General features: G+C 67.0%; 25 protein-coding genes. 13 read left to right on the top strand and 12 right to left on the bottom strand.

Features of this window, described 5'->3' with window-relative positions; genetic code table 11:
- The first annotated feature begins 158 nt into the window (after nucleotides 1-158).
- The gene (locus KF745_01365) at nucleotides 159-1424 is read left to right on the top strand and encodes a hypothetical protein (GenBank protein MBX3357053.1); all 1266 of its coding nucleotides are present in this window, start codon (nucleotides 159-161) and stop codon (nucleotides 1422-1424) included.
- 100 nt (nucleotides 1425-1524) lie between these two features.
- Nucleotides 1525-1986, top strand: a complete 462-nt coding sequence (locus KF745_01370) for a PTS sugar transporter subunit IIA (GenBank protein MBX3357054.1) — start codon at nucleotides 1525-1527, stop codon at nucleotides 1984-1986.
- A 39-nt stretch (nucleotides 1987-2025) separates the two neighbouring features.
- Here the strand turns inward: KF745_01370 and KF745_01375 are convergent, their stop codons facing one another.
- Complete coding sequence (locus tag KF745_01375) at nucleotides 2026-2679, bottom strand: peroxiredoxin (protein ID MBX3357055.1); 654 nt, start codon at nucleotides 2677-2679, stop codon at nucleotides 2026-2028.
- Between the two features lie 110 nt (nucleotides 2680-2789).
- Here KF745_01375 and KF745_01380 point away from each other — a divergent pair, with 110 nt between their 5' ends.
- A complete protein-coding gene (locus KF745_01380; protein MBX3357056.1) occupies nucleotides 2790-3329 on the top strand; it encodes an NUDIX domain-containing protein in 540 nt (179 codons plus the stop codon).
- Nucleotides 3330-3343: 14 nt separating this feature from the next.
- Here the strand turns inward: KF745_01380 and KF745_01385 are convergent, their stop codons facing one another.
- Together KF745_01385 and crcB are read right to left on the bottom strand one after the other, a co-directional pair.
- Entirely contained in the window at nucleotides 3344-3664 is a 321-nt protein-coding gene (locus tag KF745_01385; protein MBX3357057.1) for a DUF190 domain-containing protein, read from the bottom strand.
- Nucleotides 3665-3677: 13 nt separating this feature from the next.
- The gene (gene crcB / locus KF745_01390) at nucleotides 3678-4064 is read right to left on the bottom strand and encodes a fluoride efflux transporter CrcB (GenBank protein MBX3357058.1); all 387 of its coding nucleotides are present in this window, start codon (nucleotides 4062-4064) and stop codon (nucleotides 3678-3680) included.
- Between the two features lie 159 nt (nucleotides 4065-4223).
- On the opposite strand from crcB, the gene KF745_01395 reads away from it, so the two are divergent.
- From KF745_01395 to floA, 3 genes are all read left to right on the top strand, one after another.
- Nucleotides 4224-6092, top strand: coding sequence for an ATP-dependent Clp protease proteolytic subunit (locus KF745_01395; protein MBX3357059.1), 1869 nt, complete (start codon nucleotides 4224-4226; stop codon nucleotides 6090-6092).
- Nucleotides 6089-6580 carry a hypothetical protein gene (locus KF745_01400; protein ID MBX3357060.1) on the top strand — a complete coding sequence of 164 codons (492 nt, stop codon included), beginning with the start codon at nucleotides 6089-6091 and terminating at the stop codon, nucleotides 6578-6580. The genes KF745_01395 and KF745_01400 overlap by 4 nt, the downstream gene beginning before the upstream one ends.
- A gap of 143 nt (nucleotides 6581-6723) precedes the next feature.
- Nucleotides 6724-7773 carry a flotillin-like protein FloA gene (gene floA, locus KF745_01405; GenBank protein MBX3357061.1) on the top strand — a complete coding sequence of 350 codons (1050 nt, stop codon included), beginning with the start codon at nucleotides 6724-6726 and terminating at the stop codon, nucleotides 7771-7773.
- On the opposite strand, the gene KF745_01410 is transcribed toward floA, so the two are convergent.
- Both KF745_01410 and KF745_01415 read right to left on the bottom strand, forming a co-directional pair.
- The gene (locus tag KF745_01410) at nucleotides 7774-8451 is read right to left on the bottom strand and encodes a hypothetical protein (protein MBX3357062.1); all 678 of its coding nucleotides are present in this window, start codon (nucleotides 8449-8451) and stop codon (nucleotides 7774-7776) included.
- A gap of 33 nt (nucleotides 8452-8484) precedes the next feature.
- Nucleotides 8485-9747, bottom strand: coding sequence for a hypothetical protein (locus KF745_01415; protein MBX3357063.1), 1263 nt, complete (start codon nucleotides 9745-9747; stop codon nucleotides 8485-8487).
- Between the two features lie 131 nt (nucleotides 9748-9878).
- Here KF745_01415 and KF745_01420 point away from each other — a divergent pair, with 131 nt between their 5' ends.
- Entirely contained in the window at nucleotides 9879-10943 is a 1065-nt protein-coding gene (locus KF745_01420; protein ID MBX3357064.1) for a redoxin family protein, read from the top strand.
- A 12-nt stretch (nucleotides 10944-10955) separates the two neighbouring features.
- Here KF745_01420 and KF745_01425 read toward each other — a convergent pair whose 3' ends face one another.
- A complete protein-coding gene (locus KF745_01425) occupies nucleotides 10956-12224 on the bottom strand; it encodes a glycosyltransferase (GenBank protein ID MBX3357065.1) in 1269 nt (422 codons plus the stop codon).
- A 44-nt stretch (nucleotides 12225-12268) separates the two neighbouring features.
- On the opposite strand from KF745_01425, the gene KF745_01430 reads away from it, so the two are divergent.
- From KF745_01430 to KF745_01445, 4 genes are all read left to right on the top strand, one after another.
- Complete coding sequence (locus KF745_01430) at nucleotides 12269-13147, top strand: NAD(P)H-hydrate epimerase (GenBank protein MBX3357066.1); 879 nt, start codon at nucleotides 12269-12271, stop codon at nucleotides 13145-13147.
- A gap of 50 nt (nucleotides 13148-13197) precedes the next feature.
- A complete protein-coding gene (locus tag KF745_01435) occupies nucleotides 13198-13650 on the top strand; it encodes a bifunctional nuclease family protein (GenBank protein ID MBX3357067.1) in 453 nt (150 codons plus the stop codon).
- A gap of 69 nt (nucleotides 13651-13719) precedes the next feature.
- Nucleotides 13720-15039 (top strand): tRNA pseudouridine(13) synthase TruD, encoded by a 1320-nt coding sequence (gene truD / locus KF745_01440; GenBank protein MBX3357068.1) that lies wholly within the window; start codon nucleotides 13720-13722, stop codon nucleotides 15037-15039.
- The gene (locus tag KF745_01445; protein ID MBX3357069.1) at nucleotides 15036-15722 is read left to right on the top strand and encodes an HAD family hydrolase; all 687 of its coding nucleotides are present in this window, start codon (nucleotides 15036-15038) and stop codon (nucleotides 15720-15722) included. The genes truD and KF745_01445 overlap by 4 nt, the downstream gene beginning before the upstream one ends.
- Before the next feature lie 14 nt (nucleotides 15723-15736).
- Here KF745_01445 and KF745_01450 read toward each other — a convergent pair whose 3' ends face one another.
- Genes KF745_01450 through KF745_01475 form a run of 6 tightly spaced genes read right to left on the bottom strand, consistent with a single transcriptional unit; the run spans nucleotide 15737 to nucleotide 22298 of the window.
- Nucleotides 15737-16939: a methyltransferase domain-containing protein gene (locus tag KF745_01450; protein MBX3357070.1), complete on the bottom strand. Its 1203-nt coding sequence runs from the start codon at nucleotides 16937-16939 to the stop codon at nucleotides 15737-15739.
- 9 nt (nucleotides 16940-16948) lie between these two features.
- Nucleotides 16949-18202: a methyltransferase domain-containing protein gene (locus tag KF745_01455; protein ID MBX3357071.1), complete on the bottom strand. Its 1254-nt coding sequence runs from the start codon at nucleotides 18200-18202 to the stop codon at nucleotides 16949-16951.
- Nucleotides 18203-18212: 10 nt separating this feature from the next.
- Nucleotides 18213-19451: a class I SAM-dependent methyltransferase gene (locus KF745_01460; GenBank protein MBX3357072.1), complete on the bottom strand. Its 1239-nt coding sequence runs from the start codon at nucleotides 19449-19451 to the stop codon at nucleotides 18213-18215.
- A 23-nt stretch (nucleotides 19452-19474) separates the two neighbouring features.
- Nucleotides 19475-20530, bottom strand: coding sequence for an SDR family oxidoreductase (locus KF745_01465; GenBank protein MBX3357073.1), 1056 nt, complete (start codon nucleotides 20528-20530; stop codon nucleotides 19475-19477).
- Between the two features lie 56 nt (nucleotides 20531-20586).
- Nucleotides 20587-21357 carry a glucose-1-phosphate cytidylyltransferase gene (rfbF, locus tag KF745_01470; GenBank protein MBX3357074.1) on the bottom strand — a complete coding sequence of 257 codons (771 nt, stop codon included), beginning with the start codon at nucleotides 21355-21357 and terminating at the stop codon, nucleotides 20587-20589.
- Nucleotides 21354-22298 (bottom strand): glycosyltransferase family 2 protein, encoded by a 945-nt coding sequence (locus KF745_01475; GenBank protein MBX3357075.1) that lies wholly within the window; start codon nucleotides 22296-22298, stop codon nucleotides 21354-21356. Before KF745_01475 ends, rfbF begins: the two co-directional genes overlap by 4 nt.
- A 299-nt stretch (nucleotides 22299-22597) precedes the next feature.
- On the opposite strand from KF745_01475, the gene KF745_01480 reads away from it, so the two are divergent.
- Together KF745_01480 and KF745_01485 are read left to right on the top strand one after the other, a co-directional pair.
- Nucleotides 22598-23242: a hypothetical protein gene (locus KF745_01480; protein MBX3357076.1), complete on the top strand. Its 645-nt coding sequence runs from the start codon at nucleotides 22598-22600 to the stop codon at nucleotides 23240-23242.
- Between the two features lie 259 nt (nucleotides 23243-23501).
- The gene (locus KF745_01485) at nucleotides 23502-26993 is read left to right on the top strand and encodes a right-handed parallel beta-helix repeat-containing protein (GenBank protein ID MBX3357077.1); all 3492 of its coding nucleotides are present in this window, start codon (nucleotides 23502-23504) and stop codon (nucleotides 26991-26993) included.
- Nucleotides 26994-27000 lie beyond the last annotated feature (7 nt).

The raw sequence follows: 27000 nt of genomic DNA on the forward strand, positions 1-27000 counted from the left end.
TACAGTCGCCGGTGAGGCCGCAGAACCATGGACAACGTGTCGCACTACAGAGGGTATCAGCCGCGCCGGCGCCGCCGCTGGGGGACGCCGCCCGCGATCGGGTGATCCGCGCAATCGCGGAACAGGTGCCACGGTTCCCGGACCTGGAACTGTCCGGAGTGGATACGACGGCCCTTCGGTCGATCGACGGTGCGTTCGCCCACGCGCTCTACGACGCCGTGATCCGCAGGTGGCTGACGCTGACGTTCATCCTGAACCGGTACGCGCGCCAGCCGATGGACCGGATGGAGCCGGCCATGCAGGCGGTGCTGCTCGCCGGCGCCGCGCAGTTGATGCTCATGGACCGCGTTCCGGCTCACGGGGCCATCAACCAGGCGGTGGAATGGGCCAAGCGTTCGATCCGCCCCGGCTCGGCCGGGCTGGTGAACGCGGTCCTGCGACGGGTCGCGGCCTTGCGTGGGGATGCCGCCGCGCGCCGGGATCGGTGGACCAACCTGCGGGACGAGATCCCGGCGTCCGACGGTTCGGCTCGGGTATTGACCGAAGCGGTGCTGCCCGAACCGGCGATGGAGCGGGCGAGCGCGGCGACGGGGCTGCCGATGCCGGTGCTCGCATCATGGATCGCGGCGATGGGGCCGGAGGCGGCCGTGGGCGCGGCGCTCCACACCGTCGGTGCGGCCCCGGTCATCCTGAATGTGGCCCATGCTCGGGCGCCACTGGGGCCCGCCGCGCGGGTAACGCCGCACTCCATGGCCGGGGCCGCGATCTGGGACGGCGATCACGCCGACCTGACCGAGATGCTGTCCGTGCGAACCGATGTGTGGGTTCAGGACCCGGCCTCGGCGCTCGCGGTGGCCGGGGTGGCGGGTGCCGCTCCGAAGGTCGCAATGGACCTGTGTGCCGGGCAGGGGACCAAGACGAGGCAGTTGGCGGCAACGTTTCCCGAGGCGAGGGTGATTGCGACGGATGTGGACGACGCTCGCCGTGCGACCCTCCGGCGGGGGTTCGAGGGTCATGCCCGGGTCACCGTGGTTGAGCCGGGGGAGGTCGGTGGGGATGCCCTGCGGGGGGCGGTCGATCTGATCCTGCTCGATGTGCCGTGCTCGAATACCGGGGTGCTGTCCCGGCGGCTGGAGGCGAAGTACCGCTTCGAACCGGCGAGGCAGCGCTCGATGCAGACGGTTCAGCGGTCGATCGTCGAGGCGGCGGTGCCGATGCTCCGGCCGCGTACGGGGATGATCCTGTATTCCACGTGCTCGCTGGAGCGGGAGGAGAACGAAGCCGTGTGCGAGTGGGCCGTCGGGCGATTCGGGCTCACCGTCCGATCGGTGCGGAGGACGCTCCCGGCCGGCGGACCGGGGCACCCGGACTCGCGGTACCATGACGGCTCGTTTTCGGCGTGGCTTGTCGGAGATTCCGCCTAGATTCCGGTCTGGAGACGCGCTGCACAGCACTGGTTTGTGTCGGCTACACTCAACGCCAACTGTCGCGCCAAACTCGCCGCGGCCTTGGGGCCCATCGTTCATGAATCTCCTCGACATTCTCACTCTGGACTGCATCAAGGCCCCGCTGACGTCAACGGACAAGCGAGGCGCTATTTGCGAACTCGTGGACGTGCTCGCGGCGGCGGGGCGCTGCCGCGACCCGGGGGCGCTCAAGGATGCCGTGTGGACCCGCGAGCAGACGCGGACGACCGGCATCGGTCACGGCCTGGCGATACCCCACGGCAAGTCGGCCGGCGTGACCTCGCTGGCGATGGCGATCGGCCGGCCGGCGCAGCCGATGGATTTCCAGGCGATCGACAACAAGCCGGTGCGGCTGGTTGTCCTGCTCGCGAGCCCGCCCGACAAGATCAGCGACCACATCCAGGTGCTCGCGCGGATCAGCCGCCTGATGAATATCGATGAGTTCCGCGACCGGATCTACTCCGCGGCGACGCCCCAGGACATCTACGACCTGCTCAAGAGCCAGGAGCAGCCGGCCTGAGCGGCGTCGGGCGGATCGCCGAAACTCGAAGCGACTCGTTCAGGGCTTGGTCCTGCCACGCACGCGACGCGGCTTGCGATGGGTGGCGCCCGCGGGCGACTTGGAGAGCGAGACTCTCGCGGCCGGTTCTTTGCCGCGTGCGGCACGCCCTGGGGGGGCTCGATGCGACGTCCCATTCCGCGTAGCACCGGGCGCGGGCTCGATACCGAGGAGGTGCTTGACGGCCGCGAGCACGGCGGGAACGTGCCCCGCCACCTTCACGTGGTCCCACCTGTGGCGGACGATCCCGTTCTTGTCGATCAGGTACGTCGTTCGGACGACTCCCTTGTAGCGACGGCCGAACATCACCTTGTTCTGCCAGACGCCATAGGCGTCGCAGACGATGGGGGCTCCTTCGGATGTCCGCCCGGTATCGGCAAGCAATGTGAAGCCGAGGGCGTGCGTCCGGTCGAACTTCTTGTGAGACTCTGAGTCGTCGGGGCTGATCCCGAGGATCGTGGCTTTGACCTTCGAGAAATCGGGGTGGTGGTCCCGGAAGTTGCAGGCTTCCACCGTGCACGTCGGGGTATCGTCCTTGGGGTAGAACATCAGGACGACAATCCGACCCGCATAGTCCTTCAGCGATCGGGCCTTGCCGTTCTGGTCGGGCAGGTCGAAACGAGGGGCCTTGTCTCCGGGGTCGATCAGCGGCATGTTGGGTCCCCTTTTCTGTGTGTGAGCCAACGGTCCACCGCCTGATCCTTGGGCCGTTCGCCCGCGGTGAACAGGCCCACGTGGACGGGCGTGGTCTATCCTGACTCCGCATGAGCACGACCGATCAGCCGCCGCTTCCGTACAAGATTGCCTGCCTCTGCGACCTTCGCGACCGTGACGGGCGGATCCTGCTGCTCCGCCGCAAGAAGGCGCCGAACCTCGGTCTCTGCTCGCCGATCGGCGGCAAGCTCGACATGGCGACGGGGGAGTCGCCCGCGCAGTGCGCCCAGCGGGAGATCCTGGAGGAGGCCGGTATCGAGGTGCCGATCGAGCGGCTGCACCTTGCAGGCCTGATCTCGGAGGCGTCGTACGAGGGGGCAGGCCACTGGCTTTTGTTCTACTACCGGGTTGTGGGCCCGGTCTGGGTCGAGCCGGTCGATATGCGCGAAGGGCGTCTGGACTGGTTTCGGCCCGACGAGATCGACTCGCTGCCGCTGCCCGAGACGGATCGCAAGATCATCTGGCCGCTCGTGCGGGAGGGAGAGCAAGCGGGTGCGGCGGGACGCCCGGCGTTCTTTGCGGTGCACATCGATTGCACGGAGCAGGGCGGCGCGGCTGCGATGCGATGGGCGGTGGAGCAGCGCGGCTAGGGAACGTATCCAGGCTACCGCCGGACAACCCGTACCTTCTCGATCGTGATCAGGCTCCCCTCACCGACCGCCGCGAGGCTCGGCAGGAAGGCCTCGATCTTTTCGGGCGTATCGACCATTTCGACCACCATGGGAAGATCCTCCGACAGGCGGAGGATCTTGGAGGTGTGGATGCGCGAGTGAACGCCGAAGCCGGCGACGCCCCTCAGGACCGTGGCGCCCGCCAGGCCCTGGCTTCTGGCCGCGTGCAGGACGGCCTCCCACACGGGCTGACCCTTGTGCGAGTCGCTCTCGTCAACGACGACGCGGAGCAGGTCCATCTCGACGGTTGTCACAGGATCCTCCGGGCTAGAGCCAGCGTCCGAGAGCGAGACCGGCAAGGAACAGGGCGATTCCGAGGATGTTGTTGGCGGCGACGTTGGCCCACGCCAGCGCCCACTGCGAATCGCGCATCAGTTGGGCGGTCTCGAACCCGAACGCGGAGAACGTGGTAAACCCGCCCAGGAAGCCGGACAGGATCAACACCCTCGTCGTGGGGGAGAGGGCCATGCGGTCGCTCTCACCTGCGAGGGCCCACACGATGCCGAACAGGAAGCACCCCAGGACGTTGACCGACAACGTGCCCCAGGGAAACGACTCGGAGCGGGCCTGGACCACCCCGGCAAGCCCATATCGGGCAAGGGTTCCGGCGGCCCCCGAGAGGCCGAGCAGGGTGAGCATCGTCGCCTTTTCCACGTGTTCCTCCGGGCCGGTCGACCGCCTGCCGCGTCCACTCATGGGGTATAGGCAGAGAATAGTGGCGAAAGTGCGGTGATGCGCTGCGGAAAGAACCTGCCGTTGGGGGCAGGCCCGCCTGTCATCTATACTTTGGTGTCGCACACTCGGAGTCGGACCTTGAAGAGTCGACAGGGAACGGGGACCGGGATTCAGATCAGGCGGGCGCTTGCCGCGGCCGTGGCGCTGTGGTTCTCGCTGCTGCCGGGGGGGGCGATCTCGTGGGGCCAGCAGGGAGGGACGACCCCGACCCCCGCGGCCGTGCCCGCCGCGAGGTTTGCGAAGCGTGTCGTGGTCATCCCCATCACCCGCGAGATCGACGGGATCATGGCTCGCAGCGTGGAACGGCGCATCCGGGAGGCCGAGGAGAGCGGCGCTGACGGGATGGTCTTTGACCTGAACACCCCCGGCGGCGACATCAAGGCGATGCTGGCGATCTGCTCCGCGATCAAGCGGTCGAAGATCCAGAACTCCGTGGCGTGGGTGAACCCCGCGGCGTACTCGGCGGGTGCGATCATCGCGATGTCGTGCCGCGAGATCGTCATCTCGGATTCCGCCGCCATGGGCGACGCGGCTCCGATCCAGTCGATCTTGTTCTTTCTCAACGAACTCCGCGAGACCGAGCGGCAGAAGATGCTGGGCCCGATCCTGATCGAGGTGATCGACTCGGCCCGCAGGAGGGGGTACGACGAACGCCTGGTCCAGGGGTTTGTCAGCCGCGGCGTGGATCTGTGGCTGGTTGAGAACATCAAGACCGGAAAACGGCTCTTCGTGGGGCACGACGAGTACAAGCTCATCATGGGACAGGATCCGCCGACCTCGTCGCCGCGTGTTCCGGCGGCGTCGGGTGCGGTGCCCTACCGCGACCAGCTTGCCCAGGAGAACGAAGGGGTCGACCAGGAGGCCCCCGGCCCGCTCCCCGGGCTCCAGGACGAGCGGGCGTACAAGCCTGCGATCCCGGGCCTTCCTCGCCAGGTGGTGAAGGAAGTGACCGACATGCAGCAGGCCGAGTCACAGCGACCAGTGCTGAGCGAGACCGACCGCGGCGAGTGGAGGCTCGTGGAGTTCGTTTCCGACGGCAACGGCCTGCTCACGCTGCGCAACAGCGAGCTGCTCCGATATGGCCTTGCTTCTCAGGAGGTCAAGGGAGAAGAGGATCTCCGCGCGTTCTTCGGCTCTCCCGAGCTGGTGCGGCTGGATGAGTCATGGTCCGAGCAGCTCGTGGTGCCGCTGAACAACATCGTCGTCAAGGGCATCCTGCTGGTCATTTTCCTGGTGGCACTCTTCATCGAGATGACCCACCCCGGCGCGATCCTCCCCGGCGCCATCGCCGCGTGCGCCCTGGCTGGGATCGTCGCCCCGGCATTGTTTGCCGACATGGCAACGTGGTGGACCGTCGCGGCGGTGCTGGTGGGAATCCTGCTGATCGGGCTGGAGATGTTCGTGATCCCCGGCTTTGGAGTGGCGGGGGTGGTCGGACTCCTAATGCTCTTCGCCGGTCTGCTCGGCACGTTCACGGCGAGCGAGGGGCTGTTCCCGGATACCGCCCGGGGACAGTCGCAGCTGCTCCATGGGGCGACGACGCTCATCGTGTCGCTGGTGACAGCGGGCATCATCATGTTCTTCCTGGGGAAGCACCTGCCGAGCCTGCCGATCATCCGCCACCTCGTACTGAGCGAGCGGTTCTCGTCGCAGCCGGATGACGGCGCTATTTCCGACGGGTTGCTGGCGGCGATGGGCCCGGAAGGGGGGATCGCCATCGGAACCGAGGGTACCGCCGTGACGCCGCTGCGACCGGCCGGGCGGGTGCAGATCGGAGACCAGATCCTGGACGTCGTGGCCGACATCGGCTTCATCCCGTCTGGAGCCAAGGTGCGCATCACCTCGACCGGACCCTTCCGAACGACCGTCGAATGGATGGACCAGCGAACGGCCGGAAGGACCGAGCCCAGGGGCGGGGCGGGTGAGAGCGGAGGCACGCCGGCATGAACGAGGCGATGCTGCTGTGGGGGATCGGGCTGATCGCCGCGGCGCTGCTGCTGGTGTTTGTCGAGGTGTTCGTCCCCTCGGGCGGTCTCATCGCGGTGGTCGCGGCGATCCTGGCGATCGCGGGCGTGGTGTGCCTCTTCCGCGTCAGCATGGCGCTCGGGGCGGTGGGCTCGCTCGCGGTGTTGATCCTCGCGCCAACTGCGGGGTTCTTTGCGCTGAGTGTCCTGCCGAGCACGCCCCTTGGGCGAAAGTTGATCTACGGCGACTCGCCGCCGCACGACGAGCCGCAGGAACCGGTCGAGGATCCGCTGGCGGCACTGGTCGGGCAGGAAGGGGTAGCCCTGACCGACATGCGACCGATCGGAGCGATCCGCGTCGGAAGCGAGCGGCACCAGGCGCTCTCCGAGGTCTCGTATGTGCGGGCGGGCACCAGGATCAGGGTGACGACAGTGGAGGGGTCGCAGATCAAGGTTCGGCCGCTCGCGTGAGGCGCGTTTGAGCCGCGGTGGGGATGCGGGGCTGCGATCGGGTATAGTTCGATACACACCGGGGCGGCCGCGAATGGGCCGGCCTATTTCGACCGGCATCGCAGACCGGTCGCGGAGGCGCTTGCGTGACGATTCTCAACGGAATGCTCCCAGCGGCGACGACGTTGGCCCAGGCCGGCGGCGGCAGCACGTCGAAGTGGGTGCTGTTCGTAATCATGGCTGTGGTGGCGCTGTTCGCGCTGATCATGGTGTTCGTGATCGGTCAGTTTTTCAAGCTCTACATCCAGGCCTTCCTGTCGGGGGCGAAGGTCTCGTTTGTTGAGCTTGTCGGGATGCGGCTGCGAAACGTCGACCTGCGGACCATTGTTCTTTCGCGTATCCGCGCCGCCAAGGCCGGGCTGGACATCTCGACCAACAAGCTCGAGACCCACTATCTGGCCGGCGGCAACGTGCCGAAGGTGATCAGTTCGATGATCGCCGCCAAGGGCGCCAGCATCCCGCTGGACTGGGGCACGGCCACGGCGATCGACCTGGCCGGCCGGGACATCTTCGATGCGGTGAACACGTCGGTGAACCCGAAGGTGATCGATTGCCCGTCGCTCTCCGGGCCGCGGGCGACGATCGATGCGGTTGCGCGCGACGGGATCCAGCTCAAGGTCAAGGCCCGGGTGACGGTGAGGACGAACATCAAGCAGCTCGTCGGCGGCGCCACGGAGGAGACGGTGATCGCCCGCGTCGGGCAGGGCATCGTCTCCACGATCGGCTCGGCGCACGACCACAAGTCGGTGCTCGAGAACCCCGACGACATCACCAAGCGGGTGATGGAGCAGGGGCTCGACGCGGGGACGGCGTTCGAGATTCTCTCGATCGACATCGCGGACATCGACGTCGGAGACAACATCGGCGCGAAGCTCCAGACCGCTCAGGCCGAGGCCAACAAGCAGATGGCCCAGGCCGAAGCGGAGAAGCGCCGCGCGCTCGCCGTCGCGACGGAGCAGGAGTTCAAGGCTGAGGAGCAGAAGAACCGGGCAACCGTCGTGCTGGCAGAGGCCGAGATTCCCAAGGCGATGGCCGAGGCATTCCGCGTCGGCAACATGGGCATCCTGGACTACTACCGCATGAGAAACGTCCAGGCGGATACCGCGATGCGGTCCTCCATCGCGGGCGATTCGGCCGGCCCGGGCAGCCGCTAGCTAGTTCTGATCTTGCTTGCCCGGCGTGCCTGCCGCCCGCGCAAGCAGGTGCTGTACGCGATCGTCGCAGTACTGAGAATCCGTGAGCACGCACAGCGTCCTGCTGCGTTCGGTTTCGGCTGGCTGCGGCTTGTCGGCGGTCGATGCCGCGGCAACCGGCACCGAGGAGGGGGCACGCATGTCGGCAAGGGTGGTCTGGGCGAGCGTTGCATCAGTGGGTACCCGAGTATCCGGGCCCGGGGCGACGACTGGGCGCGCGGATCCGAATGGGGACATCGAGGGGAGACCTCCGATATAGAACACCGTACCCGGCGGGACCTCGGTCATGATGCCGTCCTTCGTCGGCCGGTAGACCGACCGCGGGAACACGGCGAACAGGCCGCCGGAGATCCGGGCGAAACTCCCGCCGTTCCGGTCGCCGTTCACTGCATAGACGGAGTCAAACCCAAACGGCCGTCGCAGGTCCACTCCGAGACTGCGGGTGCTGAGCGAGAGTGGTCCCACGTCCGCAACACCCTGTTCCACGCGCTGGATCTGCGGGTTGTTGGATTGGGACACAGCGGGATTGCCCGGCTGGACCGGCGTAATCGCAGGCTGACCGCCGGTCTGCGCGGGCGCAGGCCCGGCGGCAGCCGGGACGAGCAGAGTGAGCGCGAGAACGTGGGGCGGGTATCGCATCGGCTACGTCTCATATCGGCCGGTTCGTACGGCTTATCTCAGCAGAATCCGCACCGTGATGGTGACCCCGGCCTTGGGATCCGAGGCGGGCAGGGCGGAAATGGCCTTTCCTTTGGCCGTCCACATATAGACCGCGTTGAGCACCGGTTCATCTACACCCTGAACTCCAGACGCCTCAATAAACTCGGCCTTGGAGACCTCGCCGCGGCGGTTGAAGGTCATACGCACGAGCGGATTCTTGGGCGACGCCGTAAGCTGTGTATAGCGGGAGAAGACAGGCCGGCGAGTCTGGATCTCCAGCCCTTCGCCCGCCGCGGGCCGGCCCGGCCGGATCTCCATGTGCTTGACAAGGCTGGTTGCGTCCGACTCCTTGTTGCTCTTCTCGGCTTCCTTCGTCGGAATCTCTCGGGGCATATCAGGGGCTGGTGCGGCGACGATGGGTGTCGTTCCATCCTTGCCTGCCGTGGCGGTTGGTGGCGACGGTGGTGTTGGGTCGGCGGGCGGCGGAGGGCCGACGAACGGCTTCGCATCGGCTTCGGGCTTCTCCCCGGGGCCGTCGGTCGTCTTGTCCGCTTCGACTGGCTTCGCTTCTTCAGCATTCGATTCCGGATTCACCGGCGAATCTGGCTGCGGCTTCGTGGGGTCGTCGGCCGACTTTCCCGGTTGAGTTCCGTCCTCGGACGGCGGGGCCTTTGGATCTTCGGGTGTGCCGCTTGGCGCCGGCCTGGGACCGGCGTTTGCCTCGGGCGGGGCGTGGGGTCTATCCGGAACCGGTGCTGACTCCGCCGGCTTGGACTCAGCCGGATCCGGCGGTTTGGCGGCATGCTCCGGGACGCTGGGCTGCGCCTGCGGCAATGGTGACGGCGGCTGGTCGCTTGCAGGGGTCGCGGCGGCGGGGGGGGCGGCCGGTGAACCGGCGGCTGGCTGTGCCGTGAGGGCAAGGGATGGCTGCTCGACATCGCTCTGGGGAGCCAGATTGGGCGTCGGCTTGGCGAACCCGAGCCATGTCTCGGTCTTCTCGGTTGAGGACTCGATGCCGAGTCGAACATCGTCAGGCTTGGGCTGCGGCGGGGGATCTTGCGGATCCGGCTTCGGGAGCGGCGGCGGTGGCGTTGGTGGGGCGGCCGGATCGTCCCAGGTGAGGGCGATCGGCGGCTTTTCCGCACGAGCCCCGTACCACGAGGGCGTCGTGTGGGAGACCGTCATCACGATCGCGGTCGCCGCGGCGGCGGCGTGGATGATCGGGCTGACGACGACGGCAGCCAGAACATGGGATTTCCTCGTCGCGTACACCATGACCGTCCACTCATACTAGGGGGCCGCACTCCGTTGCCCAAGCCAGTCTACCCCGGCGGCTGGTATGGCTGGTATCGTCCTGTGGCTGTCGATTGGCGGACCTTTACGGCGGACACCCGCGAGGAACCCTGATGCTCCACTGGCTCCTGGCCACGCTGTCACTCTTAGTCGCGACCATTCCGCAGTCCGCTCCGCCAGCGGCCGAAACCGAGCGTCCGAGGTTGTCGGTAGGCGACAAAGCGCCCCCGCTGACCGTGGGAGCCTGGGCAAAGGGAGACCCGTTGAAGTCTTTGGAGCCGGGCCGCGTGTATCTCGTGGACTTTTGGGCCACCTGGTGTGTGCCGTGTGTCCAGCAGATTCCGCACCTGACGGAGGTGCAGCGCCGACACGCGGACCAGGGTTTGACGGTCGTCGGAGTGTCGAGCACCGACGCCAAGGGGATCGAAGATGTGGCGCCATTCGTCGAGATGATGGGGGAGAAGATGGGGTACACGGTGGCCGTTGACCGTGATCGAGCGACCCACGACGCCTGGATGACGGCCGCTGGCCAGATCTCCATTCCGATGGCGTTCCTGGTTGACCGTGAGGGCCTGATCGCCTGGATGGGGAACCCTGGCTACCCACAGAAGGACTTCGAACGGACGCTCGAATCCGTTCTCGCCGGCACCTTCGACACGCGAGGAGCCGCGGAGAAGGCGAAGCGAGTCGAGGCGTTGTTCCGGCAGGCCAGCGAGGCGTGGCGGGAGGAACGGCACGACGAGGCCCTCGGGCTGCTGGACCAGATCGTCGGCATCGACCCGCCGCGGCACTCCGCGGTCGCGATGCTGAAGTTCAACAGCCTGCTGACCCAGCTCGGCGATTCGGAGCGGGCGTACGCCTATGCCGCGGTGCTGGTGGACACGACCTACCTCAATGACCCGGACACGCTGGCCACGATTGCTCGGGCCATTCTGGACCGGCCGGATGCATCGCCTCGTGGGTGCGAGATCGCCCTTCGTGCCGCGAGCCGCTCCAACGAACTCTCGGGCAACATGGTCTCGAAGACCCTGGACCTCCTGGCGGCGGCGCAGTTTCAAGCGGGGGACGTGGAGTCGGCTGTCGCGACCCAGACTCGGGCGCTCGCTTCGGCTTCGGAGAGCGACCAACTCACGTTCTACCAGCGGCTCGAGAGGTACCGGCTTCGGCTGCAGAAGTAGACCATCCGGGGCCTACCGCGCTTCGCGGACGTACTCCCGCCCGGCCCAGATCACGGGCTTGCGATTCTCGAGATCCTCGGCTGTCTGCCGGAGGATCGAGCCGGTCATCCACGCTGCAAACGGGAAGGTGACCGCCAGCCAGAGCGGGGCGCCGCTGGCCGCGTATACCCGCGAAAGGGTGAACATGATCGCGATGAGCGCGGCGGCGCTGGTGACCAGGGCGGTCAGGACAAGAGCGGATCGTTCACCGTTCGAGAACAGCGCCGCCGCCAGCGCGAGCGTGGCCACCGCCATCACCGGGCCGATCGCGCCAATGACGCGGGACCGCATGGCGGAGGTCCGCAGGCGCGCGGGCTTGCGGTTGCACGACTCCGAGAAGATCCGGTTCCAGCCGCGCTGGAACTCCGCCCAGTCGGCGTACATCCGGCAGCGGAGCATGCCGTCGGCGAGGAACACCCCGGCGCTGAGCCCCTCGCGGGCGATGTGCTGCGCGAGCCGGACGTCCTCGAACATCTCGAACTTCACGGCCTCATGCCCGCGGATCCGCAGGTACGGCTCGCGGCGGCACAGGATGAACTGACCGTTCGCAAACGCCCGGCGCGATTCGGCGGGTCGATTGGCCTTGTGCATCGGGTACTGCCGGACGAGTTCGAGCGCGGTCGCCGGCTGCACGAACCGCTCGAACCAGCGGTCCGCCGAGAGCGTGCTCAGGAGCGTCAGCATGTCGAGACGGCGGTTCTCAAGGAGCGCCGCGGTCGCCCGCACGCATCCCGGGTCAAACGTCGTGTCGGCGTCGGCGAAGAGCAGCAGGTCCGCATCGCGCGCGAGCCGGGACTGGTTCACGGCGGTCCACATGGCGTTCACCTTGCCGGCCCAGTCGGGCGGGCACGAGGTGATGTCCAGCAGTTCCCACTCGATGGGCGGGCTCCGAGCCGGGATGCTGGAGATGCCCGCTTCGACCTCCCCCTTCGTATCGTCGGTGCACCGATCGAGGGCGAAGACCACGCGGAGGGCCGGGTAGTCCTGGCGGGCCAACGAGCGGGCCAGATCGCCGACAATCTCCTGCTCGTTGTGGGCCGGGACGATCACGCAGACGGTGGGCGAGTCGGCGCCCGCCGCGGCCTCGGGGAGACTCAGGCCGTCGCGAGCGGTGGGGATGCGGGACCGCCCGGGGATCATGTGGTACTTCAGGGCGTAGAACGCCACCACAGCCCAGTACAAGAACACCAGTCCTGACGGAACGATGAGCACGACGAGCAGGGCTTGGATCGGCGTGGGCATGCCCGGAATCGGTTCCTGTCCCCCCTGGGCAGTAGACTACCCCCATGGCTCGGACGGAGGATAGCGCCGATAGCCCGCGCCGCCGCGGCATGCCCGGTCGGATGCGGCGTTCGGATTCACAGCCATTCCCAACCAGGGTGTACTCGCGCAGCGAACTCCGCGAGATCGATTTGGCGTGTGTGCGTGACTACGAGATTCCGTCTGTCCTGCTCATGGAGAATGCCGCGATCGGCCTTGCCGGTGTCGCGCAGCTTGCGGCCCGCAGCGCGGACGGGTTTCTCGTGGTGTGCGGCAGGGGCAACAACGGGGGGGACGGGCTGGCGGCGGCCCGCCACCTTCACAACGCCGGCCGGGAGGTGGCAGTACTGCTTCTCGCCCCCCATGAGGAGTACCGCGGCGACGCGGCCATTCAGCTTCGAGTTGCGAGCCGCATGGGCCTGGACATGGTGAGGGGCGATGCCGGCCCCCTTGCTGAGGCGTTTGGTCGCTTCTTGAACCGACTGCCACGCTCAGGACTCGTTGTGATCGACGCCGTGCTGGGGACCGGTCTTGATCGCCCGGTCTCGGGGCGTCTGGCGGAGGCAATCGCGTGCGTCAATGCGTTGAAGCGAGGCGGCGCGATCATCGTTGCGGCGGACGTCCCATCCGGTCTCGATGCGGACACCGGGAGGCCACTCGCCGAGGGAGAGCGATCAGACCGGGCGGTGCAGGCCGACATCACAGTCACGTTCGTGGGTTGGAAACGGGGCTTCCTGACCCCGGAAGCGCAGGAGTTCCTGGGCACCGTGGTCGTGTGCGGTATAGGGGCTCCGCGTGAGTTGACGGAGAGGCTTGGCGAGCCCCTCGATTCCCCGGATCGCCCGGGCGACGAGGCGAACCCGGGACGAGGCTCCGGGAACAGCCGCGACGGTCCGCGGCGTTGACTGGTTGGATGTCCGGGCGAAGCATCAGGTGACCGCCGGAGGGACCGCCGATGGCCGTACGTATGGAGCTCTCGAGGATCCTCATCAAGGAACTGGCGGACTATCAACTGATCGAGCTGCGAGAGGTTGCGCCGTCCGAGGACGGGGACGGCAAGCCCACGTTCTCGCAGGTTGAGGGGGGGCGGAGTTTCCCGATCGTGATCGGTCTGCCGGAGGCCCAGGCGATCGAGCGGCGGCTCAAGGGAGTGCCAATCAAGCGTCCGCAGACCCACGACTTGCTCATGGGCATCATCGAGCAACTCGGGGCCAAGCTCGAATCGATCACCATCAACGACCTGACCGACCACACATTCTTTGCGATCCTGACGGTCCGAGACAAGTCGGGCAAGGTGCTCCAGATCGACTCTCGCCCGAGCGACGCGATCGCCCTGGGTATTGCCAGCAACGTGCCGATCTTTGTCGAGGAGCACGTTCTCGACGCGGCGCAGAACGATGAAGAGTGACCCCCGCGGGTTTCCGGGAGTCCCGGCCTTGTACCGGCCGCGATGCCCCCGGGGCCTATGCTCCGCGCCGTGACCCTCCCCGAGTTCAGCCCGAGTGCCCAGGCGAAGGTTTACCTGACGGCCGAAGTGCCGCCGGTCGGTGGCGTGCTCCGCGCGCGCCCGGAGGACTTCGTCGTCGACGAGTTGCCGGCGTACGAGCCCACCGGTTCGGGCGAGCACATCATGCTCCTGGTTGAGAAACGGGGCCTTGCGACCTCCGACCTGATCGGCGCTCTCGCAAAGCACTTTGGCGTGCGGCGCGAGTCCATCGGGTACGCCGGGCTCAAGGACAAGCAGGCGGTCACGCGCCAGCATGTCACCGTGCACGTTCCCGGGAAGTCGGCGGCGGACTTTCCCGCGTTCGAGCACCCGTCCATCACCGTGTTGTGGGCGGAGATGCACGCCAACAAGATCCGGAGGGGGCACCTCGCGGGCAACCACTTCGTGATTCGAGTTCGCGGTGTCGACCCGGGCTTGGTCGTGCGGGCGTTCGCATCGATGAGGCTGCTCGCCGCGCAGGGCGTGCCCAACCGGACCGGTATCCAGCGGTTCGGCGCCCTGGCCAACAACCACCTCGTCGGACGCGCGGCGATCCTCGGCGAGTACCGGCACGCGCTGGACGTGATGCTTGGTCCGGATGACGCGGCGGTGCGGCTGGCGCTCGAGGCGAGGCAGCTGTACGCACAGCGGCGGTACGACGAGGCCCGCCATGCCTGGCCGCGCCGTTACGGCGCGGAGCGGCGTGCCCTGGCCTCGCTCGCGAAGGGGACCGGACCCAAGCGGGCGTTCGAGTCCATCGAGACCCTGCAGCGGACGTTCTTCTTCACCGCGTTCCAGTCGGCCGTCTTCAACTCGGTGCTCGACCGCCGCATCGCCGATGGGACACTCGGCAGGCTGGTGCCGGGAGACATCGCGTTCAAGCACGATAATGGCGCGGCCTTCGCTGTCGACGCCGCTGTCGCCGCGGATCCTGAGACGGTTCGCCGTGTCGCGCGGCTGGAGATCTCTCCATCCGGGCCGATGTGGGGACCGGGTTTGATGCGCGCGACAGGGGAGGTCGGCGCGGTGGAGGAGCGTGCGCTGGGCGATGCGGGTGTTTCGCCCGAAGCGATCGATGCCTATGCAGAGGGAGACGAGCACCTGGAGGGATCTCGGCGCCCCCTGCGGGTGCCGCTGCGGCACCCCGACATCGAGAGCGGCGTCGACGACCACGGGTCGTACATCAAGTGCGTCTTTGAACTGCCGCGCGGCGCCTTTGCTACCGTGGTCATGGACGAGATCATGAAGCCGAAACCGGCCCAGGCGGGCTCGGACCACGCGGTCGACGAGGATATGGAGAACGAGGAATGAGCGGAGCGAGGCCGCGCGTCGGGCTGGTGGTGTTCGATCTGGGCGGTGTCATCGTCAGGATCTGTCGGTCATGGGCCGAGGCGTGCCAGGCCGCGGGGGTTCCGGTTCGCGGCACAGAGGACTTTGGAACTCCCGAGATGGTTGCCGCCCGGCGGGAGCTGGCTGGGGCGTACCAGATGGGGAGGATCCAGACGGACGAGTTCTTTCCGCGGATCGCCGCGGCGACCGGCGGTCACTACACGGCCGAGGAGGTCCGGCGCGTGCACGATGCGTGGACGCTTGACGAGTACCCCGGGGTGGGCGAACTGATCATCGCCCTGAAGCGGGCCGGGGTGCCGACCGGGGTGCTGTCCAACACGAACCACGCCCACTGGGTGCGGCTCGCCCCGCCCGCGCACGAGCCCGCGACGGAGTATCCGACACCTCGGATGGTTGATCACCTGCACGCAAGCCACCTGCTCGGCCTCGCCAAGCCGGACCGGATCATTTACGAGGAGTTCGAGCGGAGAGTACGGGCGGCCGGCTGGACCGGACGCACCGACCAGATCGTGTTCTTTGACGATCTCGTCGAGAACATCGATGCAGCCAGGCAGTCGGGGTGGGACGGGGAGGTGATCGATCACCTGGGCGACACAGCCGCGCAGATGGTCGGGCACCTGGCGCGGCGGGGCGTTGTCCTGTAGCGATCAGCCACGATCTACGCGACCATCACCTCGGCGTCGACGCCGAGCGAGCGGAGTTGCGACGCGATTTCGTCGCGGTAGGCCGGGTTCATGATGACAACTACAGCGGGCCGGATCTCGCGCAGGGCTTCCGGCGCCACGATCTGCTGCCCGGTGCCGGCGACGAAGCAGCCGTGCTTGCGGGGGTTGATGTCGACGATGTGCTGGAACGGGTTGTCCTGGTCGGCCGGACCCGCGGCGACGTTCAGGAACGTCACGCCCTTGGAGCCCGCGCCCCACAGCACGCCGCGACGGGAGGACCGGCGGAGGTTGTCCAGGACGCCGACCCATTGCGTGAGCTTCTCGCGGTAGCGTTCGCTGAACCGGTCGACGAGCCCCTCGATTCGGCGCTGCTCGTGATCCAGGCCCGCGGCAAATCCGGCTGGGACATCGCCCGGGCGGGCCTCGATCGTGAGGAACTGGCCCGAGTAGACGGTATCGGTCCGGAGCGGGATCAGCCCCGCGTTGCTGAATGCCCTCGAGAGAGACGGGGGCGTGAAGTAGAGCACATGCTCGTAGATGATGTCCCAGATGCCCATCTGCTCGATGGTCCAGAGCGCGTTGGGGACCTCGAAGAAAACAACAGTGTCGCGCTGATCGCCGATCGTCCGCCGGATGCTCCGCAGGAACTCGTCCGGGCGTGGGATATGCTCGAGCACGTGACGGCAGGCGATGAAGTCGGCCGTGTGGTGGGCGTGGGCCGGGCCGTAATACTCACTGATGATGTCGATCGAGCCGGGCGAGGCATCGACCTGTTCCCGGGAGCGAGAGGGGTCGTGCGCCGGGTCGAATCCCAGGCCGGAGTTGGACCCCAGCCGGCAGAGCATGGCGAGAAACTGGCCATCGCCGCAGCCAAGTTCGATGATCCTCCGGCCGCGGAGCGAGTGGCGTTCGACGAGCGATCGGGCAAGGTCATCGGCGTACTTCTGGAACGTCGCCGAGAAGTGCAGCGCGTTCTCATACTGCCCGGTGTAGCGCATCAACTCGGGCTTGAACGCGTCGTTGAATACCAGGCCACATCCGCCGGAAGACGGGCGGCAGAACGAGAGCGAGATCTCGGCCGTCGGCGCCGAGATCGCTTCGTCGCGGGCGTGCAGGAGCACGTTGCACAGCACAGGAACGCGCGGCATCCCGAGGAACTCGCCGGCATCAAGATGGCCGCAGGAGGGGCACGCCATGCGGAGGACTCAGACCGCCCAGACGCGGGGCTTCAGCCCCATCTTGTCCAGGTCCTGCGTGATCTCTTTCACGTAGATGGGGTTCATCACGATCACGTGGTCGGGCTTGTAGTCCTTGAGGAAGCCCGGCGGGACCGTTTCCTGGCCGGAGCCCGGGAGGAACTTGCCGTGCTTGTGGGGGTTGATGTCGACGGCGTAGTCCACGCCCTGGCCCAGCCCGATGCCGAGGGTCGTGAGGAACGAGACGCCCTTCGAGCCGCCGCCCCAGATGACGACGCGCTCGCCCCTGGCGTGGCTGCCGCGGATCACCTGCTGCCAGGTGTCGACAACCTTCGAGGTGATCGCGCCGAACCGGTCGACACGGATGGCAAGTTCCTCGAGGTCGTGCTCGAGGGCCATCCAGGGCGTGGTGGGTGGGGAGCCGGGCTCGGTGGGGACGGCGTCAAGGATGATGTACTGCCCCTCGAACTCCAGCGTGACCTCGGTCACATCGAAGCCCGTTGACCGGAAGAGGCGTGACAGGGAGCCGGCGGAGAAATAGGTGCAGTGCTCGTAGTACAGGTCCCAGAACGCCCCCTCGCGCAGCTCCCGCATCACGTCGGGGAGCTCGAAAAAGATCGACACGCCGCGCCGGGAGCCGATCGTCGTGCGCAGGTCGCGCATGAATCGGAGCGTCGGGGCGATGTGCTCCAGCGTGTGGCGGCAGACGATGAAGTCGGCCTGGAGGTGCGAGTACTTGGGGCCGTAGAAGTCAACGATGTACTCGAGCCGTCCCTCTTTCTCCGCTGCGGACTGGAGCCGGCCGGGGACGTAGCCCGGGTCGATCCCCAGGCCCCGCGCCTTCGGGCCGGCGAGCTCGATGAGCAGCGCGAGGAACTCCCCCTTGCCGCAGCCGATCTCGAGCGTCGTCTTGGAGTGGAGCTCGTACCGGTCCACGTACCGCTGCGCGAGCTGGCGGGCGAAGGCGTTGAACGTCGGCGAGAAGCCCTGGGTCTCCTCGTACCGCTGCGAGTACAGGTGCACACTGGGATCGAACAGGATGTTGCAGACAAACCCGCACACGGAACAGAACCCCAGCTTCAGGTCGCGCTTCGGGAAGTCCATCGCCTCCTGCCGGCTCGGCATGAGGAGCACGCTGTGGACCGGGATCTGCGGCACCGAGTAGAAGGCCCTCATCCCGGCGGAGTCGCAGTTTGGGCAGCGCGCCGAGGGCACGTTTTCGGAGTGGAACGATGGACCCGGCCTGGCTCGTGCGGTCGTCATGCGTGCGTGCTCAGACGACGGTAGGCGTCGGGATCGGGATGATGAACTTGCCGCCCGCCTTGCGGTACGCATCCTGCTGGCGCAGGATCTCGTCCTTGAAGTTCCACGGCAGCAGCACGAGGTAGTCGGGCCGGCGCTTCATGATTTCGTCGGGCGAGACGATCGGCACGTGCACGCCGGGCATGAACTTGCCCTGCTTGTGCACGTTGCGGTCGGCGACGAAGTCGATGAGATCGGTCCCGGCGCCGACGTAGTTGAGCATGATGGCGCCCTTCGCCGCGGCGCCATACCCCGCGATGCTCCGGCCTTCCTTCTTGAATCCCTTGAGCATGGTGCGCATCGTGTCGCCGATCGCCCGCACCCGGGCCCCGAAGTCCCGGTAGTACGCCGGCTTGTCCATGCTCAGCGACCGCTCCTCAGCGAGCAGGGAGATCACGGAGCCCTGCACGTTCTCCTTTCGCCCGGCGTACAGACGGAGCGATCCGCCGTGGATCGGGATCCGCTCCACGTGGTTGAGGAACAGCCCGTTCCGGCGGAAGAGCGAGTCGAGCGCGAGCGCCGAGAAGTAGCACAGGTGCTCGTGGTAGATGGTGTCGAACTCGCAGTGCTCGATCAGGTCGCGCAGGTAGGGCACCTCGATCGAGGTCGTCCCCTCGTCCTTGAGCAGCATCGCGACACCCTGGACGAACCCGTTCGTGTCCGCCACGTGCGCCAGGACGTTGTTGCCAATGACGACGTCGGCCCTCTTTCCCTCGGCCACCAGTTGGGCGGCGAGGTCCTTCGTGAAGAAGGTGTTGCGGGTCGGGACGCCGATCTTCTCCGCGGCCTTCGCCGGGCCCGGGGCGGGATCGATGCCCAGCACCGGCACGCCGTGCTCGACGAAGTTCTTCAGCAGATACCCGTCGTTGCTCGCCAGTTCCACGGCGAGGCTCGTCGGCCCGAGGCCGCGGGTCTTGATCAGGTTCAGCGCGTTGTCGCGAGAGTGCTTGAGCAGGTGATCGGAGAACGAGGAGAAATAGGGGTAATCGTGCCCGAACAGCACTTCCGGTGGCACGGTCTCCAGGATCTGCACCAGCGTGCAGGCGCGGCAGAAGCCGACGTCCAGCGGGTATTTCCCCTCGGGCGCGCTCAACTGCTCCCGCGTCAACAGCCCGTCCGAGAGGGGCATGCTCCCAAGGTCGAGCACGGGCTCGAGGCCCTTGTGCCCGCACGAACGGCACGACGCCGCCCGGCACCGGGACTCAAACATCGAAGAGTGTTCGGCCATGTTGCTCATGCCCTCTCAGCCGTGTCCGAGTTGCCCTTGAAACGGAAGTCTGCGGTCAGCGTCCCTTCCTTCAGCAGCGACTGGATGTGCGTGATGCGCTTGTACTTCTCGCCCTCGAAATCGCCGGGCGTGAGGTTCGTCTTGCGGAACGTCTCGTACAGGTTCTGCGCCGCCTTCCGCGCCGTCCACCGCGGGAGGTGGTCCGGGAACGCCGCAGCGTACTTGTCCCCGCTGACGCGGTAGTTCCGCTTGTCAGGAGAGGCGCCCGCCGCGAACTCAACTTTGGAGTTCGGCACTGTGTCGCGGACGATCTCCGCCAGTTCACGGATCCGGTAGTTCTCGCTCGTCCCGCAGACATTGAACGCCTGGCCGTGCACCGCCTCTCGCGGCGCCTCCATCGTCGCGACGAACGCGCGCGAGATGTCCTCGATGTGGATGATCGGCCGCCACGGCGTGCCGTCGCTCTTAAGAAGCACCTGCCCGGTCGTGTACGCCCAGGCCGTGAGGTTGTTGAGCACCAGGTCGAACCGCAGGCGCGGCGAGACGCCGTACGCCGTCGCGTTCCTCAGGAACACCGGGCTGAACTCGCCCGAGGCCATCGGCGCCACGTCCCGTTCCACCATCACCTTGCTCTCGCCGTAGGGCGTCACAGGGTTGAACGCGGCGCTCTCGGTCAGCAGGCCGTCGCCCCCGGCCCCGTAGTTCGAGCACGACGACGAGAAGATGAACCTCTTGACCCCCGCCTTCTTGCACAGGTCCGCCAGCCGCACCGAGGCGCGGTGGTTGATGTCGTAGGTCAGTTCCGGGTTGAAGTCGCCCAGCGGGTCGTTCGAGAGCCCCGCGAGGTGCAGGCATGCATCGAACCCCTGCACGTCCTTCGCCTCAACATCCCGGATGTCCTTGCGGATGTTCGGAACGCTGGCGATCGCCGCGGGGTCGCCGAAGGTGCAGCGCCGGAACAGGTCCGAGTCGAGGCCGACCACCTGGTGCCCGCGCCCCAAGAGCATCGGCGTGAGGATGGTCCCGATATATCCAAGATGTCCGGTTACCAGGACGCGCACGCTCTACCTCCGGTCTCTGATCCCCTCTCCATATTCATCCATCGGCGATTCTGGGGTTACTCCCAAGTCCGCCACGGCGGGCTGCCCGAGTCCCAGAGATCCTGCAGCAGCTTGCGGTCGCGCAGCGTGTCCATGCACTGCCAGAACCCGGTGTGCTTATAGGCCATCAACTGCCCGTCGCGCGCCAGCCCCTCCATGGGCTCCTTTTCCCACTGCGTGCCGTCCCCCTCGATGTAGTCGAACACCTGGGGTTCGAGCACGAAGAACGCGCCGTTAATCCACCCCTCCGCCGTCTGGGGCTTCTCGCTGAAACTCGCCACCCGGTCGCCATCGAACTCGATGTGGCCGAACCGCGCCGTCGGTCGCACCGTGGTCACCGTCGCCAGCTTGCCGTGGCTCTTGTGAAAAGCGACCAGCCTGTCCAGATCGACGTCGGACACCCCGTCGCCCCAGGTCAGCATGAACGTCTTCTCCCCCAGGTGCGGCCGCAGCCGCTTGATCCGGCCCCCGGTCAGCGTCGAGTTCCCCGTCTCGATCAGGTCGACGTTCCAGTCCGGAACGTTCGAATCGATGTTCTGCACCTTGCCGGACTTGAGGTTGATCTTCATGCTTCCGGCGAGCGAGGCGTAGTCGGTGAAGTACTTCTTGATGTAGTCGCCCTTGTAGCCCAGCGCGATCGCGAAGTCCTTATGCCCGTGCTTCGCGTAGTGCATCATGATGTGCCACAGGATCGGCCTGCCGCCGATGTCCACCATCGGCTTGGGCTTGATCTCGGTCTCCTCGGCCAACCGGGATCCCACGCCGCCCGCCAGTATCGCCACCTTCATGAACGCGTCTCCGCAGCGCCCGCGGCCGAAGCAGCCGGCGCACCCGCCGACGGCTCAACCGGGGCGGACCTCCCGCCGAGCTGAAACTTCCGAACGACCTTCCCGCCCGTCCTCCCCGCCAGATGCGCAAGGCACGACGCCCGCTCGCGCGCCGGCATCGGGTGCCGGAAGATCGCCGAGGCAAAGCACCACGCCGACTCGGCCGCCGAGAGCAGCGGTCGCCGGCGCGATGGATCGAACCAGGCCAGCCGCGTCTGCTTCGACGTCGCCTGGAACCCGAACGAGAACCCGGTCTCGTGGTTCCGAACGCTGAACAGGTACTCGGGCACCAGGGTCACCCGCCCGAGCAGCGACATCTCACCCAGGAAGTTCCAGTCGCTCCCGAGGTACGAGCCGTAAAGCCTGGTCTTTGCCACCGCGTCCCGCCGCATCACGCCCCACACGGGGCAGGGGTAGATGAGCCCGAACGAGGAGCCCAGCCGCTCGCTGGGACGCGCCGCCTGCAGGCCGATCATCGCGTCGTGCTGCTCTTCGTAACGGCCGATCTGTCGCCCACTGCCGTCGATCTCGTTGGTGTAGCTGTGCGCGATGACCGCATCCGCTTCGCCCCGCAGGCGCTCGATGCATTTCGAGAGAAACTCCGGTGCAAACAGGTCGTCGTGCGCCAACCACTTGAACAGCGGCGATGCGGCCTGGTCGAAGCAGAAGTTGAAGTTCCCGGCCGCCCCGACGTTCGCCTCCTGCCGGCGGTAGGTGATCCGACCGTCCCGCGCGGCGTACTCGCGGCAGATGTCCTCAGTCGAGTCGTCCGAGGCGTTGTCGGAGATGAGCAGGCTCCAGTCGCCGAATGTCTGCTCAAGCAGGCAATCCAGCGCCCCCTGGATGTACCGTTGGCCGTTTCGGACCGGCATGCCAAGCGTGAGTGGGGGTGTCGTGGGCATCGGCTCTGCACGCCTGGAGGCAACCGCGGAGGTCGGGCTTCTGCGGCCCGGACAATTCCTGGTCAGAGCGGTTATTTATATGGACGGGGCGGCCTCGATTCTCGTGTAGGTCTGGCGAATTCGACTGAACCTATCGTCCTGTTCACCGCTCGCCGTCGCGCGGTGCGCCAGGTCGGGAGCCCGGCTGTGCGCTCTTTTCCGTCCGTCGACCGATAAGCCTTCCGCGGTTTGGTTCGCGAACGGTCAACGACGGCCCTGAGCCCGCCGATGCATGGCTGTCTGAAGGAGGTTGATTCTCAGTGCAGGGCAACCCGCTCCTCTTCGGCATCCGAACCGCCGGCCACATGGTCCGTCGCCCGCGGCACACGGTGCATTGGATCTCAGACCGACTCCGGCGCGGGGCGACTCCCCTGTCCGTCGGGCTTGCTTCGATTTCCTGGCCCTGCATCGATTTCGTCCGTCGCACTGTCAAGCCCGGAGACCGGGTCTTTGAGTGGGGGGGTGGCGGCTCGACGACGTTCTTCGCCGCTCTTGGCTGCCGCGTGACCACGGTCGAGAGCAACGAGTACTGGCGTGACGAGATCGTCAAGCACGTCGAGAGCGAACTGCCCGCAGACAATCGGCCCGAACTCCGCTTCATTGCCGCAGAAAACGGCGACCGCGCCGCGGAACAGCAGTATGTCACGTCAGTCGACGACGGTGCTCCGTGGGACATGATCCTCGTGGACGGCCTGGAGACCCCGAGCGTCTCCCGCGTTGACTGCGTCAAGCACGCCGTCGGCAAGGTTCGCCCCGGCGGCATCATCCTGCTCGACGACTCCTGGCGCCCGGAGTACGACGGCGTGCCGGCCCTCCTGCCGGGCTACCGCCGCATCGAGTTCTCGGGCCTCGGACCGGCTCGCCTTGGCCTGACGAAGACCGACGCCTACATCCGACCTTCCTAGGTCGACCCCTAGGCGGGGATACACTGGCTGAGCGCCTTCGCCTGGTCAGCGGCGGTCGTGTTTGTGCGCCAATTCGGCGAAGTGCTTTGCGCGTTCCCGGACCCTGGGTACTCTGACGATTGCGTCGTCGAGTCGGGTTGTGGTGCCTGGGTACCACCGGAAAAGGTGGGTAAAGGGGGAAGACATGCTCAGTCCAAGGGGGTCCGAGACCGAAACTCATCGATGCGGGGGCTGTCTACCCGCCAATGAGGGCAACGCAATGACTAATCGTCAGCACGTCGGTGGTGTGGGGTGTCTTCGGGTGACAGCGGCCGTTCTGGTCGCCGTGTGCGGCTCGATGACCTCGTTTGGCTACGGTTCGCAAGGGAGGGTTTCCAGTGTGCCGCCGCTTGTTGGCGAAAGCCCAAGCACCAGCATCGTTCGGTTCGAGCGTGTGGTAACCACATTGGCAGATGGTCGCCAGGTCGTCCGGCTGGCGCCGGTTTCGATCCAGAGTGGTGCGCCCGTTCTTCCGCAGGTGGATGGCTCAGTTGTGGTTCCCGGAACCGGCCCCGCAGCATTCGACAGCCAGATCGCGGCGATCCCCGTCGAGCCGGCGGGCGCGACGGCTGGCTCGACCGGCTCTCGGCCCTCGCGGTTGGTGATCCGGTCCACCCGTCCTGCCCTGTTGGCGACCGACTCGCAGGCCCTCGCCACGGACGCCGCTCCGACCGCCCCCGAATCCGCCCCCCGCCAACGAGCGATTCTCTCGGACTCGCCCGAATCTCAGGGAGCGGTGCTCGGAAGCGGCTGGGTTGCCGAGGAATCGGGCCAGGGTTCCGACTTCGACGCGCAGGCCCGCAGTCGCGTCGTCGCGCCGCGTGCCCCGTCATCCGCCCGCGTGACCGCCGGCGATGGCTCGCAGGTAATCATCAGTTGGAGCGATCGCTCCAGCGTTGAAACGGGCTACACCGTCGCCCGTGAACAGCGAGTTAACGGTACTTGGAGGAACGGCACCACCTTCGATCTCCCCGCCAACAGCACGTCGTATCGCGACAACCCCGGCGCCGGTGAGTTCCGGTACCGCATCCGCGCGTACAACTCCGGCGGCTCCTCGTCTTATACCTCCTGGGTGCGGATCGTGGTCGCCGGTCAGGATGGCGGAGGCGGTGGAGGTGGTGGCGGCGGCGATTCCGCTTCCCCGCCGGCAGCCCCAACGGGTGCCCGGATTCTCGACAACGGAAACGGCAAGGTCACCATTTCGTGGACCGACGCTTCGAACAACGAGTCTGGATTTGAGGTTGTCCGCCAGCGAGTCGTCGGAACTGTGAACGGCTGGCCGGATTACGGCGACTGGACCCAGTTCCCCCAGCCTGCCAACGCGACCGCCTACAGCGACACGCCCGGCACCGGCACCTTCCGGTACCAGGTTCGTGCGGTGAACGGCGCCGGCGCCTCGGCCTACACGCCGTGGGTCGAGATCACCCCGGCCGCGGCCGTCAGCATCCCTACACCACCCGCTTCGATCGCCGTGACAAACGGCTCTGATTCGATGCAGGCCCGCGTCACCTGGGAGGACCGTTCCAACAACGAGACCGGCTTCAACATCGTCCGCGAGAAGCTCTCGGGGTCGAACTGGATCGAGCCTGTACCGATGAACGTCGACGCCAACGTCACGTCGTACACCGATGCGCCGGGCGCCGGCACGTTCCGGTACAAGGTCGCGGCCCGCAACAGCGCCGGCTTCTCGGTGTTCACGCCCTCGGCGTCGATCACCCTGACCGCCCCGCCGCCGCCCTCGGCCATCCCGTCGGTCCCGACCGCTCTCCAGCCCGTCGCTCAGCCGGACGGCCGGTCGATCCGCGTCACCTGGACGGACACCTCCAACAATGAGACGGGCTTCGAACTTATCCGTCAGACTCGCGTCGAGGTCAACGGCATCGAGGACTTCAACGCGTGGATCCAGTTCCCGCAGGCGGCCAACGTCACCCAGTTCTACGACGAGCCCGGCCCGGGTACCTACCGGTACATGATCCGGGCCAATGGCCAGAGCGGCAACTCCGCCTGGTCGCCGTGGGTTCTTGTCAACGTCGGCACGACCGGCGGCTCCGGCGGCTCTGGCGGCGGCGGCACAACCAACCCGACGCCCCCGGCGGCGCCGACCAGTATGACGGTTCAGGATCTCGGCAACGGCCGCGTCCTCGCCTCGTGGACCGACAACTCCAACAACGAGACCTCCTTCGAGCTCGAGCGCAACCCGGCGTTCTCAGGCGGCAGCGTCGTGTTGGGCGCCGACCAGACCGCGTACATCAACGACGTCAGCGCCGGGACTTACGGCTACCGCGTCCGCGCGTCGAACGCCGCGGGCTCCTCGGCCTACACCGCCTACGCCAATATCACCATCTCCGGCAGCACGCCTCCCCCGCCCCCGCCTCCGACCGGCGGTGGTGGCGGTGTCGGCTGGACCGACCTCACGCCCGCCTCGGACGCCCGGGTCGTCTACGTCAGCTCATCACTGGGCAACAACGCCAACTCCGGCCTCGACTCGGCCCACCCCGTCCGCACCCTCGCGGCCGGGTATGCCCTCCTTCGCACCAACACCGCGGATCAGATGCTCCTGCAGTGCGGCGACGTCTGGACCGAGGAGTTCCCCGGCTGGGGCAAGAACGGTCGTTCGGCCAGCGAGCGCATGATCGTCGGTTCGTACGGAAACGGCGCTCGCCCGAAGATCCAGCCCACCTCCAGGACTCGTGACGGCATCTTCGAGCGGAGCAACTCCAACGGCAACCTCATCATCACCGGCCTCGAGATCTCCGGCTACACCAGCAGGCACACCGCCGGCTTCCAGTGGCAGCTCGGCGGTGGTGCGAACGTCCTGATCGAGGACTGCCATATCCACCACTGCACGCTCAACATTGTGCTGCAGGACATGAACGGCGGGTTCGTGATCCGTCGCTCGATCATCGACATGGGCGGCCCGGGCAACAACGGCGACAACGAGGCCAACTCCGGCTTCTACATCGCCCTCACCCACGCCCCCGTCACGATCGAGGAGTGCGTGATCGACCGCTGCGGCGACCACCCGGATATCCGTCCCGGCTCGACGCCCGGCATCCGCAGCCAGTCGGTGTACTGCCAGGACACGGCCCCGGGCGTGATCTTCCGCAAGAACCTCGTCTCCAACGGCGGGTGCATGGGCCCGGACCTCCGCGCCGGCGGAACGATCGAGGACTGCATCATCACCCGGTGCGCCATCGGCCCCCGCATGGGCTCGGCGACCGGCACCGATACTCCCGGTGGCTACCCCGGCGGTGTCACGGGCACCGTCCGCAACGTCTTCGTGCTCGACGGCACCAACATCCGGGACAACAACCCGGACTACTACCGCGGCGTCGGCTTCTGGCTTGAGAATGTCCGCAACTGCACCGTCGACGGCCTGGTCATCGCCCGCAAGGGTGCGAATCGCAACCCCGATTCGTGCGCCATCGAGATGCACACGGACCCGGGTTCGGGCGTCAACGGTGTGACCTTCACCAACACGCGCATCTACCAGTGGACCGGCAACGGCGGCACCTTCGCGAAGGCCGGCAACCGTCAGCCCAGCTACACCCAGACCGGCACCGTCACCTCCGGCTTCCCCAATCCCAGCGTCGCCGTCACGGAAGCCGACATCAGCCTGGCCAAGACCATGCGTCGCGGCTTCCAGGACCCGCTGATCGACACGCTTCTCACCAACCTCCGCGCGGGCTTCTACGCCTCCTCCGGCCAGTAAGCCTATC

This window comes from Phycisphaeraceae bacterium (genome assembly GCA_019636655.1).
In the GTDB taxonomy this organism is placed as follows: domain Bacteria; phylum Planctomycetota; class Phycisphaerae; order Phycisphaerales; family UBA1924; genus JAHBXB01.